16 protein-coding genes are annotated in these 14,257 nt (G+C 62.8%); 6 read left to right on the top strand and 10 right to left on the bottom strand.

The window, feature by feature from the left end:
- Nucleotides 1-38: 38 nt before the first annotated feature.
- Nucleotides 39-1,082 carry a fatty acid desaturase family protein gene (locus FO013_RS17940; RefSeq protein ID WP_143923925.1) on the bottom strand — a complete coding sequence of 348 codons (1,044 nt, stop codon included), beginning with the start codon at nt 1,080-1,082 and terminating at the stop codon, nt 39-41.
- 147 nt (nt 1,083-1,229) lie between these two features.
- Nucleotides 1,230-1,964 (bottom strand): hypothetical protein, encoded by a 735-nt coding sequence (locus FO013_RS17935; protein ID WP_143923924.1) that lies wholly within the window; start codon nt 1,962-1,964, stop codon nt 1,230-1,232.
- 261 nt (nt 1,965-2,225) lie between these two features.
- On the opposite strand from FO013_RS17935, the gene FO013_RS17930 reads away from it, so the two are divergent.
- Nucleotides 2,226-4,157, top strand: a complete 1,932-nt coding sequence (locus FO013_RS17930) for an acetate--CoA ligase (RefSeq protein ID WP_186293188.1) — start codon at nt 2,226-2,228, stop codon at nt 4,155-4,157.
- A 28-nt stretch (nt 4,158-4,185) separates the two neighbouring features.
- Here FO013_RS17930 and FO013_RS22970 read toward each other — a convergent pair whose 3' ends face one another.
- Nucleotides 4,186-5,043: a hypothetical protein gene (locus tag FO013_RS22970; protein WP_260848249.1), complete on the bottom strand. Its 858-nt coding sequence runs from the start codon at nt 5,041-5,043 to the stop codon at nt 4,186-4,188.
- 86 nt (nt 5,044-5,129) lie between these two features.
- Here FO013_RS22970 and FO013_RS22965 point away from each other — a divergent pair, with 86 nt between their 5' ends.
- On the top strand, nt 5,130-5,804 hold the full coding sequence (locus tag FO013_RS22965; protein WP_260848248.1) for a MarR family winged helix-turn-helix transcriptional regulator: 675 nt from the start codon (nt 5,130-5,132) through the stop codon (nt 5,802-5,804).
- Between the two features lie 13 nt (nt 5,805-5,817).
- Here FO013_RS22965 and FO013_RS17915 read toward each other — a convergent pair whose 3' ends face one another.
- From FO013_RS17915 to FO013_RS17900, 4 genes are all read right to left on the bottom strand, one after another.
- Nucleotides 5,818-6,339, bottom strand: coding sequence for an SRPBCC family protein (locus FO013_RS17915; RefSeq protein ID WP_143923923.1), 522 nt, complete (start codon nt 6,337-6,339; stop codon nt 5,818-5,820).
- Nucleotides 6,340-6,469: 130 nt separating this feature from the next.
- Entirely contained in the window at nt 6,470-7,939 is a 1,470-nt protein-coding gene (locus FO013_RS17910; RefSeq protein ID WP_143923922.1) for an LssY C-terminal domain-containing protein, read from the bottom strand.
- 9 nt (nt 7,940-7,948) lie between these two features.
- Nucleotides 7,949-9,004 carry a MerR family transcriptional regulator gene (locus tag FO013_RS17905; protein WP_143923944.1) on the bottom strand — a complete coding sequence of 352 codons (1,056 nt, stop codon included), beginning with the start codon at nt 9,002-9,004 and terminating at the stop codon, nt 7,949-7,951.
- A gap of 162 nt (nt 9,005-9,166) precedes the next feature.
- Nucleotides 9,167-9,880 (bottom strand): HEAT repeat domain-containing protein, encoded by a 714-nt coding sequence (locus FO013_RS17900; protein ID WP_143923921.1) that lies wholly within the window; start codon nt 9,878-9,880, stop codon nt 9,167-9,169.
- A 118-nt stretch (nt 9,881-9,998) separates the two neighbouring features.
- Here FO013_RS17900 and FO013_RS17895 point away from each other — a divergent pair, with 118 nt between their 5' ends.
- Complete coding sequence (locus tag FO013_RS17895) at nt 9,999-10,640, top strand: GyrI-like domain-containing protein (protein WP_143923920.1); 642 nt, start codon at nt 9,999-10,001, stop codon at nt 10,638-10,640.
- Nucleotides 10,641-10,655: 15 nt separating this feature from the next.
- On the opposite strand, the gene FO013_RS17890 is transcribed toward FO013_RS17895, so the two are convergent.
- Entirely contained in the window at nt 10,656-10,880 is a 225-nt protein-coding gene (locus tag FO013_RS17890; protein WP_143923919.1) for a hypothetical protein, read from the bottom strand.
- 174 nt (nt 10,881-11,054) lie between these two features.
- Here FO013_RS17890 and FO013_RS17885 point away from each other — a divergent pair, with 174 nt between their 5' ends.
- Both FO013_RS17885 and FO013_RS17880 read left to right on the top strand, forming a co-directional pair.
- On the top strand, nt 11,055-11,642 hold the full coding sequence (locus tag FO013_RS17885) for a peptidoglycan-binding protein (protein WP_260848247.1): 588 nt from the start codon (nt 11,055-11,057) through the stop codon (nt 11,640-11,642).
- A 39-nt stretch (nt 11,643-11,681) separates the two neighbouring features.
- Nucleotides 11,682-12,041, top strand: coding sequence for an ArsR/SmtB family transcription factor (locus tag FO013_RS17880; protein WP_143923918.1), 360 nt, complete (start codon nt 11,682-11,684; stop codon nt 12,039-12,041).
- A 30-nt stretch (nt 12,042-12,071) separates the two neighbouring features.
- On the opposite strand, the gene FO013_RS17875 is transcribed toward FO013_RS17880, so the two are convergent.
- Entirely contained in the window at nt 12,072-12,929 is an 858-nt protein-coding gene (locus FO013_RS17875; RefSeq protein WP_222103670.1) for a DMT family transporter, read from the bottom strand.
- A 1-nt stretch (nt 12,930) separates the two neighbouring features.
- Between FO013_RS17875 and FO013_RS22960 the strand changes: the two genes are divergently transcribed.
- Nucleotides 12,931-13,056: a hypothetical protein gene (locus FO013_RS22960; protein WP_260848246.1), complete on the top strand. Its 126-nt coding sequence runs from the start codon at nt 12,931-12,933 to the stop codon at nt 13,054-13,056.
- On the opposite strand, the gene FO013_RS17870 is transcribed toward FO013_RS22960, so the two are convergent.
- Nucleotides 13,046-14,251, bottom strand: coding sequence for a pyridoxal phosphate-dependent aminotransferase (locus FO013_RS17870; RefSeq protein WP_143923916.1), 1,206 nt, complete (start codon nt 14,249-14,251; stop codon nt 13,046-13,048). The genes FO013_RS22960 and FO013_RS17870 overlap by 11 nt on opposite strands.
- Nucleotides 14,252-14,257 lie beyond the last annotated feature (6 nt).

The raw sequence follows: 14,257 nt of genomic DNA, 5'->3' as shown, positions 1-14,257 counted from the left end.
GGCGTTCGTGTCTGTTCGGTCGGAGCTCGGCAGGAGCCTCAGCCCCGATAGCGTCGCACAAGAGGACACGTATAGGGGTCCTGACCCTTCACACCGACCTGACTGAGATAGGCGATCACCGTGGCCGCAGCCTCGGTGAGAGTTCTCTCCGTATACGGTATGTCGTGCTTGGCGCAATGCTCACGGACGATCTTCTGCATCACGGGAAGACTGGGACGCGGAGCCGCCGGGAACAGGTGGTGTTCGATCTGGAACTGCAGGCCGCCCAGCAGAAACCGTGCCACCGGCCCGTCTTTGATGTTCCGGGACATGACAACCTGCCTGCGCAGGAAATCAATATGCATGCCCTTTTCCACAGTGGGCATTCCGATGTGATTGAGCGCGAAGGCACCGCCCAGCAGGATTCCGAAGAATCCGACCTGGACCCCGAAGAACGCGCACGCCATTCCGAACGGCAGCACCAGAAAGAGCAACGTCAAGTAGGCACCGAATCGGATCGCGATCAGCACGATCTCCGTCACCCGGTGCGGCACGTTCGGGGCAGTGAGTAGAGTCTTCAATGACGCAAAGTGAAGATTCGCCCCTTCCAGAAACAGAAGCGGAACGAAGAAGGCACCCTGATGACTGGCAAGGAAGGCACCGAACCCCCTCCTCCGGCTGGCCGCATTGGGAGTCATGGCAATCAGGTTGGACTCGATGTCCGGGTCCTCACCCTCCTGATTGGGGTAGGCATGATGCGTATTGTGCTTGGCCATCCACCAGCTGAAGCTCAGTCCCATGAACAGTCCGGCGACGATGCGCGACGTCCACTCGTTGAGCTCCCTGGACGCGAAGACCTCACGATGAGCGGCCTCGTGCGAGAGGAAGCCGAGCTGCGCCATGACCATTCCGATCAGGCCGGCAGTGATCAGCTGAAACCAGGTGGCGCCGAAGATGACGACGGCGGCGAGCAGAACCGCCAGCGCCAGCAGCCAGATGATGATTCTGGTGAGATAGAAGCCCCGGCGTCGTCGCAGCAGGCCGGAATCGTGGATTGTCCCGCTCAGCTGTCGATACGATTCGACATATCTTTCAACCGCCATGGCCGCCCTCCTCGTCCAGCAAAGGCCGACGGGCTGCACCTCGTTGCGCCCGTCGTGGAGATCCGTGCGCTATCTCTAGATTTTAGATCGGTCGACTGCCCACATCAACGGGCGATCGCGTCGCACTGCGAAATCTGGGCGACCTCTTCAGTACTTCGAGGTTCCGTCATTCGCAGAAGGGTCGTCGGTGTCATCGACGCTCTCGAGTTTGTCAGCCGGTGCGGGCTCCGAACCGTTCAGCGCATCGACGGAGATTCCCGGTTCGCCGGTCGGAGGGTTCTCCAATGACGACCCCGCCGTCTCTGCATCGACTTCATCCTCTGTCCGAGCCCTCGGCTCATTGACCGTCGACTCATCGTGCGTGAGACTATCGGGCTCTTCTGACCTGCCGACCTCTGGGACTTGCGACCCGCTGTCGTTTGACCCGTTGCCGTTATGGTCGCTGCTGCGTTCGGTGTCTTTGGGTTCGGCTTCGATCGAGGACTCGTCTGCATCCGGTGACACCTCAGCCTTCTTCGCCACTGCTTCGTTCGCCGCGGGTGGTATCGGTGGGACCCTCGGCTCCGTGGAAGAGGCTTTCGCCTTCGCCCCTGATCCTTCGTCATCATCGATGCTCACGCCCGCATCGGCAGCTAATCGAGCACGCCGTTCGGCGCGTGCATTCGCGCGCTCCTCCTCGCTCATCGCGGGCGTCGCGGGAGCTGTGTCCCTGTGGCTCGGCTTGACGACTTCCCAAACCAGGAGGACTACCACCATAGTGATGCCGACTATGGCACCCATCAGCAGCGAACCCCACGGACGGGGCATGGAGAAGAGGTCGGCAAAGAAGTTGATGCCGAACAGGACGCCGATTCCGATGATCAGAGCAACGAGGTATCTCATGTCTCCATTGTGCCTTGTCTGCGAACACAATCAGGCGAAGTCGGCAGATATCTGTCGTGAGCAGTCTGAGCTCAGCCAATTGCTGTGGCGACCGTGCAGTTGGCCGGCCTGTCCGAACCACCACCGGACGCAGATCGGTCGGGCCCGCTGCGGAGGCGGGGCTGCCCTAACCCCCAAACGGCTCCCGCACAACCATCGCGGTCCCCACAATCACCTGACCCCGCGCCCCCTGGCCGCTGTGCCATGGGTCACAATGGAACCATGAACACCATCGCACAGGACCAGTCCCCCAGCTACGACGATGTCATCGCTCGCATCGATGCCGATCCTGAAGAGTTCTGGCTCGACCAGGCCAAGCGACACATCGACTGGGTCACCGAACCGACTCGCGCCGTCGACGACGCGAACGCCCCCATCTACCGGTGGTTCCCAGACGGCGAGCTCAATGTGTGCTTCAACGCCGTCGACCGCCATGTAACGGCCGGACGCGGAGAACAGGCGGCCATCATCTACGACTCGCCGGTCACGAATACGATTCGCACGATCACATACTCAGAACTCCTCGATGAGGTCTCCCGTTTCGCCAGGGCGCTGTCCGACAAGGGCGTGGTCAAGGGCGATCGGGTCATCATCTACATGCCGATGGTCCCCGAGGCCGCCGTCGCCATGCTCGCCTGTGCCCGCATCGGAGCGATCCACTCGGTGGTCTTCGGCGGATTCGCCCCCAACGAGCTGGCTGTTCGCATCGACGACACCTCTCCGAAGGCCGTCATCTCCACCTCATGCGGGGTCGAGAAGAGTCGCATCCTCGAGTACAAGCCCATGGTTGACGAAGCGATCGACATCGCCGAGAACAAACCTGAGTTCACCGTCATCGTCCAACGAGACGAGCACCGCTGCGATATGGGCGAGGACGATCTCGACTACGCCGAACTGCTCGCGAACACTCCCGAGGGCATTGAACCGGTCACCGTCAAGGCCACCGATGAACTCTACGTCCTCTACACCTCCGGCACGACGGGCAAACCGAAGGGCATCGTGCGTGATTCCGGAGGCTACGCGGTGGCATCTGCGTTCTCGATGCCCAATGTCTTCGGACTCAATCCCGGCGACACGATGTTCACCGCATCCGACGTCGGCTGGGTCGTCGGCCACACCTACATCGTCTACGCGCCGCTGCTGGCCGGAGTCACTTCGGTCCTGTTCGAGGGCAAACCGATCGGCACACCCGATGCGGGCACCTTCTTCCGCATCATCGAAGACCACGGGGTCAACGTTCACTTCACGGCGCCGACGGCCATGCGCGTCGTACGCAAGGAAGATCCGAACGGCGAGCTCATCAAGAAGTACGACCTCTCCAGCCTGCGGGCCTCATTCCTCGCCGGTGAACGCCTCGACCCGGACACCTATGAGTGGACGACGAAGATCCTCGCCGAGGCGACCGGTCGGGACATTCCCGTCGTCGACAATTGGTGGCAGACGGAGACCGGCTGGCCGATCGCGGCCAATCCGCTCGGACTCACTCAGTTCCCCCTCAAAGCCGGGTCCCCGACGAAGCCGGTGCCGGGCTTCCAGGTCGAAGTCCTCGATCCAACCGGCCAGCCGAAGCCGGCCGGCGAGGAGGGCCTCATCGTTATGAAGCTGCCCCTGCCGCCGGGGACGATGGCCACCGTCTGGGGCGATGACTCCAGATTCGTGTCCTCGTATCTGTCCGCGTTCGACGGCTACTACCTCACCGGCGACTCGGGCTACCTCGACGAAGACGGATACGTCTTCGTCATGGGCCGCACCGACGATGTCATCAACGTCGCCGGCCACCGCCTGTCCACGGGCATGATCGAGGCCGTCATCGCCTCCCATCCTGCGGTCACGGAGACCGCCGTGATCGGCGTTCACGATGATACGAAGGGACAGAACCCGCGCGCACTGGTCGTTCTCGGTGATTCCGCCGAGGCGACCGATCCTGATGCGGTCATCGCCGAACTCGTGGCGCTGGTGCGCAAGGAGATCGGCCCCGTCGCCGCCTTCAAACAGGTCGATATCGTCTCTGCTCTGCCGAAGACTCGGTCGGGGAAGATCCTGCGCAAGACGATGCGTGAGATCGCCGACGGCGTTGACTCCCCGGCCGTGCCCTCGACGATTGAGGACCCTGCAGTGCTCGAGGCATTGGAGTCGGTGCTCCAGCGCGGCTGAGCACTGACTCCCCTGAGCCCTTGAACGTTCAGAACCGGACACCGCGCTTGTAACCTGCTGCGAATCCGTGGTCGAAGGCAGCCCCGACCATCCTGCCCAGACCTCGGCGTCGGCTGCCAGCGCGGTGGTCATGTCCGCGGTGGCCGTGTCCACAGTGGTCACGGGTTTGATAGTCACGAACATCGTGGTCACGACCTCGGTGATCACGACCTCGGTGGTCGGCGCCGCGAGTGCCTGGTCCACACTCTTCATGACCGCGGTGGTGGACGAAACGGCCTTCGTCTGTGATGCCTTCACCCCATTCCTCGGGTGAGTCCCAGCCACCACGCGAGGCCCACTCATGACGCTGGCCCCGGTCGCGGCGAGGACCGAATCCATGTCCGCGCCCGGGTCCGAACTTGGGCCCGAACTCGGGTCCGAATTTTGGCCCGAAGCCGCGCCGACCGGCGAATTCTCGGCGATCATTCCATTCATAGCCTGCGTCCCCTGCATCCCCGCCGAGCGCGTCAACGATTTTGCCCAGATTCTCTGTCAGAGATTCGAGCTCCTCATCCGACAGCGCCTCGTCGATCACCGCATCGACCTGTTCGCGGATCGCCTGGCCGCGGCTTCCCAACTCCCCCGCAGCAGCCGCAGCAAGGACCTTTCGGCGCAGCAGGCGGCTCGCCTGCTTGAGAAGGTCCGACAACTCCGGGGTCTCGGCACGCATGTCGGAATCGCCACTCTCGGCAGGGCCGGCCTCGTCGAATTCGTGTCCATCATTCATATTCATGCTCTCCTGACTGGGAATATCACTTCGATCACCTGCACGGTCCTCGCGACCTCCTGGGCCGCTGCCGGTGTTGGTGTTGTTGTCGTTCTGTTCGCTGTTGTTGTGCGAGTTCATGTCGTCTCCTTTGTTTGTCATCTGACATGTACATGTAGCATGACATGCATTTAGAGTGCATGTCAATCAACATGTAAAATCGGAGTATGAGCAATCAGGGAGACAGCGATCAGGGCACGGACAATGCCAGTCAGAGGATCGCCGAGGCGCTGACACGCCTGCAGTGGAGGCGCGGCCCCGGCGGTGGCCCGCGCGGATTCGGACCGCCAGGCGGTGCGGCTGGTTTCGGTGGCCATCCCGGGTTCGGCGGTCCAGGACGGGGCGACTTCCCGTTCGGTCGCGGCCGCCATCCCCACAGCAGCGGGGATGAGCGTCCCCCACAGAGCCAGCACGATCGACACGAAGAGGACGCACGCGAGGATGCCGGTGATCGCGGTCGGCATGAGGACGAACACGACTGGAAGGGGAGATTCGGCGCCCGCTTCGGCGGGCGAGCGCAGCTGCGACTGCTCATCGCCCTTGCTCAGGCCGACCGATCGCTTGGCGTCAGTGCGATCGGCGAGTCCATCGGCGTCGACCAGCCTCGCGCCTCCCGCCTCGTGTCACAGGGCGTCGAACTGGGGCTGCTCCAACGTGAAGTCGATCCCGATGATGCCCGTCGCACTCTCATCGCGCTGACGGAGAAGGGTCGCGCGATCTCGAACAGGTTCCGGGGAGCCCAACGTGAGAGTGTCGATCTGGCCCTTGACGGGTTCACCGATGAGGAGCGTGCACTCCTGGCTCAGCTGCTCTCACGCTTGGCAGATGCGTGGCCTCGGTGAGGAGCTTCTCGCTTCAGCTTTCGGCGAGTGTCTTGAGCCTCTCAAGCGACGCCAGGAGATTCTCGGACGTCGTCGACTGCGCGCGTGGCAGTCGCAGGGGGTCTCTCAATTCGGTCCAGTCATAGGTTTGGCGAACCAGGCTTGAGCGTTCTCCTGTTGCTTCGATCTCCCATGTCCACTTCTGGCCGAACGGTTCGCCACCGACTTCGGAGGGCTTCCAGGCGATGAGCCTGCCCTCCTCGAAGGCCACGATATGGTTCTCTCGATCCACACCTTTGGTCAAAGTAGTGATGAAGGATCCGCTGGCGCTGGTCGGTCGCTGACCTTGGGCGGCTGTGCCCAGATTGTCGTTGCCGTCCCATTCGGGCTGGCGGACAGGGTCCGCGATGAGGTCGAAGACCTCCGAGGCGGGTGCTGCGATCTCGATTTCCGCACTGACTACCTTGAGCGCCGGGTCAATCGTGTCGAAGATCTTGGCGTCGGGGGCAGCATTCCCCTCAGTGGGAGCAGGTGAGTTGGATGTCGGTTCGGTCATGGGGTTCCGCCTCTTCGCTGGTGTCCGGTTCCGACGGCAGCTTCGCCCCGCCGTCATGCAGTCGCCGTCAGGATACACAGCTTTCTGCTCGGTCCAGGTATTTCTGTGCCGGCGAATCCGGAACTGGCGCTCAGTCCTCGAGTGCCTGCTCCTGACGTTCGGCTCGCAGCTCCGCGGTGCTGAAACGAGTGAAGAGCCGCGAGGAATCGCTGGACAGCGACAGCAGCACGGCGACTTGCATGGCGATCGTCGTCAGAGCGTACATGTTGGTCGCGAGGTCGCGGTCTCCCGTGAAGTAGTTCGTCATCGACACGATCACGGACACCGTGGAAAGAGTCAGGATCCACAGTCGCGCCCGATTGCTGCCGCGGAAAACGGAGATGCTCGCGATCACCTGCAGGCATCCGATGAGGAGGCTGAGTCCGATGAGAACTCCTGCCACGATCCGTGTTGCCGTTTCATCGGCGAGGGTTTCGATGTCTTCGCTGTAGTCAACGACCTCGGTGCGCAGTCCATCCCAGTCGAGCACTGTGCCCAGCACATCCCACGCCTGAAAGATGAGCAGGACCAGGACGAGGGCGGCACCGACGACCGTCTGCAGCGGCCGCTTGTGCCACAGGGTCTTCGTCACTTCTCGGACCGACCGTGCGTCGGAATAGATCTGAGTCGCATCGAGGGCGAGTTCGAGTCGGTCAGGAGTATCTGTTTCGTCGGCGGCCACCTCGGTGACTTCGATGATCGGCAGATCCCCGTCCGTGATGATCGCGTCCCCACCGCCGTTGCGTGAATGATAACCAGTCGAGAAGTCCTGAATGTGCTGGACGACGATCGCCTCGTCGGCCGAAGCCACCGTGTCGACGATGTAGTCACGTTCGACATCGGTGTTCTCTTCGATCTTGTGGGTGAACTGCAGTGTGAATAGTGAGATCCCGACGCTCTTGTCATAGGTGCCCGCCGCCAACCAGTCCGCCTGATGCCCACCGGGCAGCATCCAACCGGCGGGACACTTCCAGAACCGCACATGGTGACGCTGGCCGGGGTCGCCGTCGACCTCCTGCTGATAGGCGAAGTCCTGGCGCCTGCCGAACAGCAGCAGGGGCGAGACCGGCGCCTTGGGATAGCTTCGCCGCGTCAGAGTAGACCTGATGATCTCCCAGGTTGAGGCTGGTGTGATGCCATCGGCAAGAATCCAGCCCGCGGCCTTCATCGCGTGATGGATCTGCGTTTCATCACCGCGCCATGCGAGGTTGACCGGGTCACCGAGCAGTCCGTCCGAGGTCCGTGCCCGACCGATGAAATAGTTCGGGACGTAGATCTGAGAGAGGATGCGATGAAGCCGTGGAAGCGCCAGGTACGAGACCACTCCCCAGAACACGAGGAGGGTCAGCACCTGCCACCACCCGAGCGAGAACCCCTCGAGCAGGATCAGCATCGCCAACCACGTTGATGAAGCACCCCCGAAGAGGAAGAAGAGGTAATCGAGAACCCCGGTGACGGTGAAACGATGGCGCCGGAATGCGAACGGCTGCCTCTGCCGTCGCTTCAACGAGGCATCCGAGCGGTCGGGCCCAGATTCGGGCGTCGTTATTCCGGAGGTCATGGGACAAGTTTAATGATCGCGGCGGCGATTCAGGGTCGCAGTCGCCGTCGCCGCAACCTCAAGATTCTCGTCGGTGCTGAGTTCGGCAATGAAATCATCGACCTCGGCACCTGGAATCTCAATGAGGACCTGCAGCACTCGGAACCGCATAGTCGCCTCTGGCGACCGCGCATGCCGCCGCAGATCCGACATGATCCGCGCCGCGACCTCAGCACGCTCCCCTTGTTCCGGAGCATCGTTGACGAAGGCGGCGAGTGCCTCGGCGGCCTCGATGTCTTTGGGGCCCTCCATCGCGATTTCGAGCAGGTCCGCGACTGCAGCGAGATCCCCCATCTGCCCCAGAACAAGAGCGGCACCGCTGCGCACTTGAAAATCAGTGTCTCCGAGGCCGGAGTGCAGCGCCTCGGTGATGGCCGCCTCAGCGACGGGCCCGAGCTCGTCCTTCGCTGTATTGCGACGAATCTCGTCGAGCGCTAAAAGCGCGTTGCGACGAACGTCGACGGAGAGATCGTCCATTCCCTTCGCCAGATAGCGGACCGCTTCGGGCCCCGACTGGACCAGGGCCCAGCGCATGGCCCCGGCAGCGTTGAGCACAGGTTCGTTGAAAACGGCTGCCGACAGGGACTCCACGGGCACAGTTCCGTCGACACCGCTGCCCAGTGCCGCCTTATGCCGCTGGATGACGTCGCCGGATTCCAGCGAACGCAGGAGATCAATGGTCAGCAGCAGTGCCTCCCCATCGGCATGGTGGAGACGGTCGATGCGCTCAAGATGGGAGAGCAGCTCCTGTTCGGCTGCGATGCGTCGCCTCGACGTCTCGACCAGCTCGCGAATCAGTCGACGCGGATCGAACGCAGGATCATCGAGGAGGGTCCCGATCTCTGCCAGCGACATTCCGAGCTTGCGCAGCCCTTCGATGTGGAAGATGCGTCCGATATCGGCCGCGGAATACTCCCGGTACCCGCTCGAGGTGCGCCCACTGGGATCGATGAGCCCCAAGGATTCATAGTGCCGCAGCATGCGGGCGCTCACGCCTGACCGTCTGGCCACCTCGCCGATCAGCATCAGCACCCCTCTCCCTCTTCCACTATAGACAGCTCACGCTGTCGCGGCTGCGCCATCAGCGCATCCAGTTCATGAGAAAGGAGCCCGAGGTGTCACACGCAGCACTGCGCGAGCTTGCCCCGCCCGGCAGTGCCGCCTCGGTCGACCCTTCCCGAAATCGACCTATGCTGACGCCTCGGACCCCAGTGCGACCACGCGTTTGGCTTCACCCAAGGCGTGAGCGAAGCCGGCATCCGGGTCGGTGAACATGTCCCGAGTCGCCATGGCGTGTGCCCGCACTGTTTCTTCCTCTGCCTGCAGTCTTCCATCGAGCACTGACACGAGATCCTCACCCAGAGAGACGATGGCTCGGCTGAGGCTCTTCTGCGTCTCCATGTCACCCTTCCCAAGCTGTGTGACCAGGGACAACGCCAAGCGCTCTCGATCATCACCGGGGACAAGTGTCGCTGCAGCCCTCCACGCACTGCGGGCCACCTCGGTGTCGGCATGAGCGATCAGACTGTCTCCGATAGATCCCGGGTCCATGGCCTCCCAGCCGCGGGGATCACCGATCTTCGACAATGTGTGCAGCGCCTGACTCTGGGCCTGCGGCACATCGGAGCTCAGCTCGACGATGAGCAGCGGCACAGTCGCCTCGGCGGGCATCCGAGTGATCGCCCAGGTGAGCATGTCACGAACGAAGAAGTCCGGTTCGACTCTGCACCGCTGGACGAGAACGCCGAGGTGCCGGTCCTCGGCAGTGGTCCCGACGGACAGCGCCGCCTGCAGTCGCTGCTGCGGGTTCGACGACGATAAGGCCGCGATGACGGGCTCACGTTCCGCCCGGGGCTGCGACTCAGACAGGATCGTCGAATCTGCTGTGTGTGGATTGGTCATTGTGTCCACCTCCTGGGAACCAGTGAAGTCCCTGACATAGTGTCAAGGTCAAGCCCCGGTCTACATCAGCCGCGCCTCGTAGAATCAGATCATCAGTGCCGCCGGATCGGAATGTGACATGGACAAGTTCGACGTCAAGAAGTCGATGCCCAGCTATCGTGCCAGACACGGCTCCTTCGAACTCGTGGAGGTGCCGCCGTTGCAGTACCTCATGCTCGACGGACATGGCGACCCGAACTCTTCGCCCGACTTCGCCTCGGCCGTCGCGACGCTCTATCCGCTGGCATATTCACTGAAGTTCTTCAGCAGGAACGAGCTGGGCCGCGACTACGTCATCCCACCGCTCGAGGGGCTGTGGTGGGCGGAGGACATGTCGACCTTCACATCTGCACGCGACAAAACCCAATGGGACTTCACGCTCATGCTCCTGGTGCCCGATTGGCTGAACCGGTCCCATCTCGACCACGCGATCGCTGTGGCGACAGGACGCAGGCCACTTCCTCGCCTCGACGACGTCCGCTTCGACATTCTTCGGGAGGGCACATGCATGCAGACCCTGCACATCGGACCCTTCGACGACGAGGCCGCTGTGCTCGACCACATGCATTCAGCTGCGATCCCGGCTGCAGGATTCGAGATGACGGGCAGACACCACGAGATCTACCTCAGCGATCTGCGCAGAAGCGCCCCGGAGAAGTTGCGCACGATTCTGCGTCAGCCAGTGCAGACCCCGCCTCTCGGCAACCATGCCGACGAGTGAACTTCCCCGACACCCTCACTCGCCGTTGGACCAATGCCCGCGGGAGGCCGGGGCACTGCTCGGTGCGCCGTCCCCGCCCGTGTCCGCGCCTGAATCCTCACCCGACCTGTCGGTGCCGGCGACTACCAGGACCACCGTGACGACTGCGACGGCAACGACCACCATGATGACTACCGCAATCACACCCACCAGGCACCCGAAGAGTCGAGATCTCGGGTTGCGTCGTCTCACGAAGATCATGGTCCGATCTTAGACTGCACACTGGTCGGTTCGCCCTGAGGAAATGACGCAGAGTTGGAACATGAGGCATCGTCGCCGACACACACCAAAAAATTCACTTCCGTGACCTTCTTGTGACAAAAGGTACGGCGTGGACACATGCATCCCTCAGTTTGTTGCATTATCGTTATATTCATGGCTGGAACGACTCGACACCGCAAGGGCTCTCGGTCCGTGCTTCGTGGTGCCCTGATCGGTTTCGGGGCAGCGGTGGCAGCATTGGTCCTTGCCGCCGTCGTGATCATCAACTCACCTGTCTCGTTCGGCTCGACTACGATCAGGCAGGTGCAGATGGCTTCAGTGAATCAACTGACCGAACAGCAGATCGACAATGCCCGACTGATCATCGGCATCGGTCGCGGCGGCGACTTCGATGACCGTGCAATCAGAATCGCTCTCATGACCGCACTCCAGGAATCCTCGCTGCGGAACCTCGAATCTGGTGACCGCGATTCGATCGGTCTGTTCCAGCAGCGCCCTTCGCAGGGTTGGGGTGAACCAGAGCGCCTCAACGACCCCATCTTCGCCACGAAGTCCTTCTACGGAATCAACCCGGACATCGAGAACCCGGGACTCGTGCAGATCGAAGATTGGCATACGATGGCCCCCACCGAGGCGGCACAGGCCGTCCAACGGTCCGCCTTACCTGACGCCTATGAGCAGTGGGAGTCTCTGGCCGACGATCTCATCGGCAGTCAGGACGACGTCGAAGCCCTGAGCTGAACGGTGAGTTCGCCGCAGAATTTCCGGTAATCTCTATCCATGGCCTCCACTTCAGATTCCACCCCGGTCAATGCCGCAGTCAAGCAGCTCCTGCGCAATCCCGAGGGCAATCTCGAAGCCATCTCAGAGACCGCCGACCTATTCAAGGCGCTGGCCACACCGTCGAGGCTGAAGATGCTGTTGGTCCTCGCCCACGGTGAGGCGACAGTCACGCACATCGTTGAGTCCACCGAGCTTTCACAGCCCCTGGTCTCCCAACACTTGAAGTTCCTGCGCGGCCTCCACCTCGTCGGGGTCAACCGAATCGGCCGCGAAGCCTACTACTCACTCAAGGATGACCACGTCGCTCACATCATCCTCGACGCCCTGGCCCACACCGTCGAAGGTCACGAGCACTGAACCCATCGATCGTCGGGCCTCGCTCCGGCGTCAGCGTCGTCTGCGCAGCGCCTCCGGGCCACCACCGACGACCCAGACGATCACAACGACCAGCACCGCACCGATCCACTGTGCCGACTGCAGCCGCTCTCCGGCGATGACCGAGCCCAGGACCACGGCCGACAGCGGTTGGAGCAACATGAGAGCGGCGGTCCGCGACACCGACACCAGCGGGCTCGAGATGCTCAGCAGCACCCATGACAGAGCCTGGCCGAAGACGGCCAGCGCCACCATCCACGCCCACCCGTCCCAGCCCAGGGCGAAGTCGAGCCCGCCGAGCGCGGCACCGGCGATCGCCGTCATCACTCCCGCAGCAATGGTGCCCACCGCCACGGGTGCGACCACGAAGTTCGGTGCCGCGTTCCGACAGTGGTGGATGCCGAAGATGTAGACGCCGTAGAGAATTCCGGAGAGCACTCCGAAGATCGCGCCGCGCACCGGGTTCGCCGCTCCCTCGTCGGCGCCGAAGATGCCTCCGGTCAGCAGCATGCCGATGATCATGATGGGAATGCACGTGATGAAGAGCCACCCGGGCCGCGTTCCTCCGAAGACCCATACCAGTGCCGGGAACACGATGACCTGAACGCTGATGAGGACAGTGGAGACGCCGACTCCAGCATCGAGGACGCTCTGGGCCCACAGCACGTAGTCGATGCCCAGTGCCGCACCCGAGGCAGCTGCGACGATGAGTGCCCTGGACGGCAAGAGCCCATAGCGTCGGAGCTCGATGATCGCCAATGGCGCCAGGACGATGACAGCGATCCAGCAGCGCAGAAATGCCGCGGTCGGGGCACTCGCCTCGGCAAGGATGACGAACAGACCGGCCGAGCCCAGGAGCAGTGCAGACACGATGACGCCCAGTGTCGGCAGCCCCGAGGGCGACGGCTCTGAGGCGGCTGGTGAGCCCGAGGACGCAGGCGGCTGCCCGGGCGGTTCCGCGCCATGGGCCGCGGCCGAGTTCGGAGTCATCGCATGAAGTCGAGGATCCGGTCGAGCGCCTCGGCGGTCTTGTCCGCACCGACAGCCAGCGACAGCCGCACCGAGCGCGACCCGTTGAGGGAGTCGAAGTCATCACCCGGAGCCAAGGCGACTCCGGTGGTCTCGAGGAGCGCCTGGCACCAATCGGTCGCGGTGACGATGGCGGCGTTCGACCGCTGCAGGATCTCGTCGATGCGGGCATACATGTAGAACGCCCCATCGGGCGGGGCCATATCGGAGAACCCGAGGTCAGCAGTGGCGTCGAGAACGTGCTTGCGGGCACGGGCGAAGGATTCGACCGCCGCCTCGCATTCGGCATAGGACTCCTCCGTGAAGGCCGCCACGGCCGCATATTGGGCGGGAACCGGGGCACACAGCGACAGATTCCCTGTCACGTTCTGCGCAGCGTGAGTGAGCTCTTCGGGCAGGATCGCCCAGCCGAGTCGCCACCCGGTCATCGCCCAGTACTTCGAGAACGAAGAGATGACGATGGCACTGTCATCATGGGCCAACGCGGTCTCACCACGCGTACCGATGTAGCTGATGCCGTGATAGATCTCGTCGGAGATCACCTGCACACCGTGTTCGGCGCACCAGGAGATGAGTTCGCCGAGGTGCTCGCCCGAGATCATCGTCCCCGTCGGATTCGCCGGCGAGGCGAGCATGAGTCCCTTGAGCGGGGCCTTCGCATGTGCCTGCTCGAGGAGTTCCACGGTCGGTTGGAAGCCATGGTCTCCACCGCAGTCGAGTTCGACGATCTCGCAGTTCAATGCGGCGAGGATGTTCTTATATGCGCCGTATCCCGGGCGGGCGAGTGCGACTCTGTCACCTGCGTCGAAGCAGGTCAGGAAGGCCGTTTGGAAAGCACCGGAGGAACCCGTGGTGATGGCGATGCGTTCTGTGGGCACCTCGACGCCGTACCAGTCACGGTAGTGCCCGGCGATGGCTGTGCGCAGTTCGGGGATGCCGAAGATCGGTGAGTAGCCGAGGTTCGTACCGTCGGTGACCACCTCGGCGGCTCTCCTGCGCACCGGCCCCGGTGCACCTTGGGTCGGTTCGCCCAGGCACATGGCGATGGTGTCCTGGCCTTGGCGCGACATCTCCTGGACCTTGGCCACGATATTCATGGCGGCGAAGGGCTGGACGAGTCCGGCCCGGTCAGAGACGCGGGATGCGTTCGTGTGAGTGCTCATTGTCAT

The sequence above is a fragment of the Brevibacterium aurantiacum genome (assembly GCF_007558825.1).
Taxonomy (GTDB): domain Bacteria; phylum Actinomycetota; class Actinomycetes; order Actinomycetales; family Brevibacteriaceae; genus Brevibacterium; species Brevibacterium aurantiacum_A.
This window is presented reverse-complemented; position numbering and strand designations above follow the sequence as displayed.

Bases quoted from the DNA above. Each gene is read 5' to 3' on its own strand.
- FO013_RS17905 (WP_143923944.1), bottom strand. From the start codon at position 9,004: ATGCTGATCGGCGAGGTGGCCAGACGGTCAGGCGTGAGCGCCCGCATG.
- FO013_RS17930 (WP_186293188.1), top strand. From the start codon at position 2,226: ATGAACACCATCGCACAGGACCAGTCCCCCAGCTACGACGATGTCATC.
- FO013_RS17880 (WP_143923918.1), top strand. From the start codon at position 11,682: ATGGCCTCCACTTCAGATTCCACCCCGGTCAATGCCGCAGTCAAGCAG.
- FO013_RS17885 (WP_260848247.1), top strand. From the start codon at position 11,055: ATGGCTGGAACGACTCGACACCGCAAGGGCTCTCGGTCCGTGCTTCGT.
- FO013_RS17900 (WP_143923921.1), bottom strand. From the start codon at position 9,880: ATGACCAATCCACACACAGCAGATTCGACGATCCTGTCTGAGTCGCAG.
- FO013_RS17890 (WP_143923919.1), bottom strand. From the start codon at position 10,880: ATGATCTTCGTGAGACGACGCAACCCGAGATCTCGACTCTTCGGGTGC.
- FO013_RS17940 (WP_143923925.1), bottom strand. From the start codon at position 1,082: ATGGCGGTTGAAAGATATGTCGAATCGTATCGACAGCTGAGCGGGACA.
- FO013_RS17870 (WP_143923916.1), bottom strand. From the start codon at position 14,251: ATGAGCACTCACACGAACGCATCCCGCGTCTCTGACCGGGCCGGACTC.
- FO013_RS17935 (WP_143923924.1), bottom strand. From the start codon at position 1,964: ATGAGATACCTCGTTGCTCTGATCATCGGAATCGGCGTCCTGTTCGGC.
- FO013_RS22970 (WP_260848249.1), bottom strand. From the start codon at position 5,043: ATGAACTCGCACAACAACAGCGAACAGAACGACAACAACACCAACACC.
- FO013_RS17915 (WP_143923923.1), bottom strand. From the start codon at position 6,339: ATGACCGAACCGACATCCAACTCACCTGCTCCCACTGAGGGGAATGCT.
- FO013_RS22965 (WP_260848248.1), top strand. From the start codon at position 5,130: ATGAGCAATCAGGGAGACAGCGATCAGGGCACGGACAATGCCAGTCAG.
- FO013_RS17910 (WP_143923922.1), bottom strand. From the start codon at position 7,939: ATGACCTCCGGAATAACGACGCCCGAATCTGGGCCCGACCGCTCGGAT.
- FO013_RS17895 (WP_143923920.1), top strand. From the start codon at position 9,999: ATGGACAAGTTCGACGTCAAGAAGTCGATGCCCAGCTATCGTGCCAGA.
- FO013_RS22960 (WP_260848246.1), top strand. From the start codon at position 12,931: ATGACGCCCAGTGTCGGCAGCCCCGAGGGCGACGGCTCTGAGGCGGCT.